The sequence below is a fragment of the Inquilinus sp. genome, from assembly GCF_057815775.1.
In genome coordinates, this window is record NZ_JBYRFX010000402.1 from 1 (window position 1) to 2,587 (window position 2,587).

The 2,587-nt window shown below is 68.7% G+C and carries 2 protein-coding genes and 1 pseudogene; 1 reads left to right on the forward strand and 2 read right to left on the reverse strand.

Annotation, left to right across the window (positions count from 1 at the left end):
* The first annotated feature begins 210 nt into the window (after positions 1–210).
* Positions 211–812 (forward strand): annotated as a pseudogene (locus AC3XYG_RS14430) (RHO alpha subunit C-terminal catalytic domain-containing protein).
* Here the strand turns inward: AC3XYG_RS14430 and AC3XYG_RS14435 are convergent.
* Positions 809–2,167: an MFS transporter gene (locus AC3XYG_RS14435; RefSeq protein ID WP_489140534.1), complete on the reverse strand. Its 1,359-nt coding sequence runs from the start codon at positions 2,165–2,167 to the stop codon at positions 809–811. The pseudogene AC3XYG_RS14430 and the gene AC3XYG_RS14435 overlap by 4 nt on opposite strands.
* 60 nt (positions 2,168–2,227) lie before the next feature.
* The coding region (locus AC3XYG_RS14440; protein ID WP_489140535.1) for an amidohydrolase family protein at positions 2,228–2,587 on the reverse strand (360 nt) is incomplete at its 5' end.

Sequence of the window (2,587 nt, forward strand, 5' to 3'; positions counted from 1 at the left end):
GCCTGGTGCTATGCCTGGGACGGGCGGCTGCGCGCCGTCGCGGCGGCCAAGTCCTTTCCGGAGATCGACACCTCGGGCCTGAGCCTGGTGCCGCTGGACAGCGAGGTGTTCGCCGGCTTCGTCTTCCTGCGCTTCGCCTCCGGCGGCCCGTCGGTGGCCGAACGCTATGCCCCCTATGCCGCCGAACTGGCGGCGCACCGGATCGAGGAGATGGTGCCGATCGCCGACTATTGGATCGGCGAGATCGACGCCGACTGGAAGAACGTCTGGGACAACTATCTCGAGGACTACCACTTCCCGACCGGCCATCCCGGCCTGTTCGGGCTGATGTCCGGCGCCTATGACCGCGAGCCGGATGACGAGACCCGGACCATCCGGCTGAGCCATGCGCTGCGCCGCGATCCGGATGGCGGCTGGTCGACCCGCGCCTATGGCCGGGTGCTGCCCGACGTGCCGCACCTGCCGGAGGCGCTGAAGCGGCGCTGGACCTACCTGTTCCTGTACCCGGCGGTGTCGCTGGAGCTGTATCGGACATGCTGGATTATTTCCACATCCTGCCCGCCGGCCCCGGCCGGTCGACCCTGCGCTGGCGGGCCTATGCCCGGCCGGACGACCGCCGCGCCATGCAGGTGACGCGGCGGCTGAACCTGCGGGTGAACAACCGGGTGCATGACGAGGATGCAGCACTGATCCGATCGGTGCAGCAAGGCCTCGCCGGCAGCGCATACGGCACCGGCGTGCTGGGCGAGAAGGAGATCAACCTGCGCGCCTTCCAGGGCTGGATCCGGAAGGCGATGCCGGAGGCGGGCTAGCCGCCGGCCACCGCATCGGCGCCGACCGGCGCCGATGCGGCGCGCCAGCCGAGCGAGCCGATGGAGCAGGCGGCGATCAAGGCGGCACAGCCGATCGCCCAGAACACCCCCTGCGGCCCACCGGTCGCCTGCTGCAGCAGGCCGGCGACGAAGGGGCCGAGCACGGCCCCGACCCGGCCGACGCCCAGCTCCATGCCGACGGCGCTGGCGCGCACCTCGGTGTCATAGGAGCCGGCGGTGAAGTTGTTCAGCACATGCTGGGCGCCGACGATGCAGAAGCCGGCCAGGGTGACGATGCCGATGTTCACCGCATGGCCGCCAACGAACACCAGGGATATCACCCCGAGCCCGCCGATCGCCCACCACGCCGCGAGGTAGCGCGGTGCCAGGGCCAGGCGCCGGTCGGCCAGCAGCGCCAGCAGCAGACCGCCGAGGAACGAGGCCGCCTGCATCAGCGCGCCGAAGGCGAAGGAAGCCGCGAAGGTCTCGCCGCGCTGCATCATCACGGTCGGGACCCAGCCGGTGAGGCCGAAGATCGCGAACAGGCTGAGGAAGGCGGTCAGCCAGATCGTGATCGAGGTGCGGCGATAGCGCGGCACCAGCAGGCCGGCGATCGGGTTGCCCGCGGCCGGGCGTTCGGCGACGTGGAAGCTGGCGCCGGCATAGGCCGCCCGCCGGTCCGGCCGCAGCTTGCCGAGCAGGTCGCGCAGCGCGTCGGTGCGGCCGCTGGCGGCCAGGAATTTCGGGCTTTCCGGCAGGATGGCCTGGACCACGAAGGTCAGCGGCAGCGACAGCACGCCGAGATAGTACAGCACCTGCCAGCCATAGATCGGGGTCAGGAACACGCCGACCAGGCCGGCGCACATGCCGCCGGCCGACCAGCCGAGCGCGACGCCCCACAGCGAGAACCTATTGCTGACCCGCCGCGGCGCCAGCTCGTTGATATAGGTGGTGGCCAGCGGCAGCAGCACGCCGAGGCCGATTCCGGTCAGCACCCGCAGGCCGCAATAGCTCCAGAAATCCGTGGCCAGCAGCGCCGTCAGCAGGGTGAAGACGTTGACGATCCACAGGCCGGCGATCAAGGTGCCGCGCCGGCCGAAGCGGTCGGCCACCATGCCGTGGCCGGCGGCGCCGACCAGGAAGCCGATCAGGCCGGAGCTGACGAGGAAGCCCGCCTGCCCCGGCCCCAGCCCCCAGGGCTGCGCCACATAGTGGATGACATAGGCCGGGTTGAAGGTGTCGTAGCCGTCGAACAGCGTGATCAGGGCGATCAGGATGCCCAGGGTCTTGTGGAAGGGGCCGATTTCGGCCCCCGCCAGCTCTTCATGCACATCGATCCCGCTCACCGCACTCATGCCGTCCCTCCCGATTGATGAATTGTTTGCCCTGTTTCCGGCAATTGGTCCGGCCGTGACCTACAGCCGGAAGAGCCCCCGGGCATTGTCACGGCCGATCTTCTGGCGGTCGTTTTCCGAGATGGCGCTGGTGTCGAACCAGGCCGAGGCGTGGTCGATGTTCTCGAACGGCCAGTCGGCCGAGAACAGGATCCGGTCCGCGCCGATCTCCAGCATCGCGTCGATCAGTGTCTGGGTGCGGAAGTTGCCCGACGTCGTGATGTAGAAGTTGTCGCTGAAATACTCGGCGATCTTGCGTTTCGCCGGGTAGCGGTTCTGCTCGCTCATCCACTTGTTGTGGTTGTCGACCCGCCACATCGAATAGGGCAGGCCTTCGCCCATATGGCCGATGATGATGGCCAGTCGCGGATGAGCGTCGAA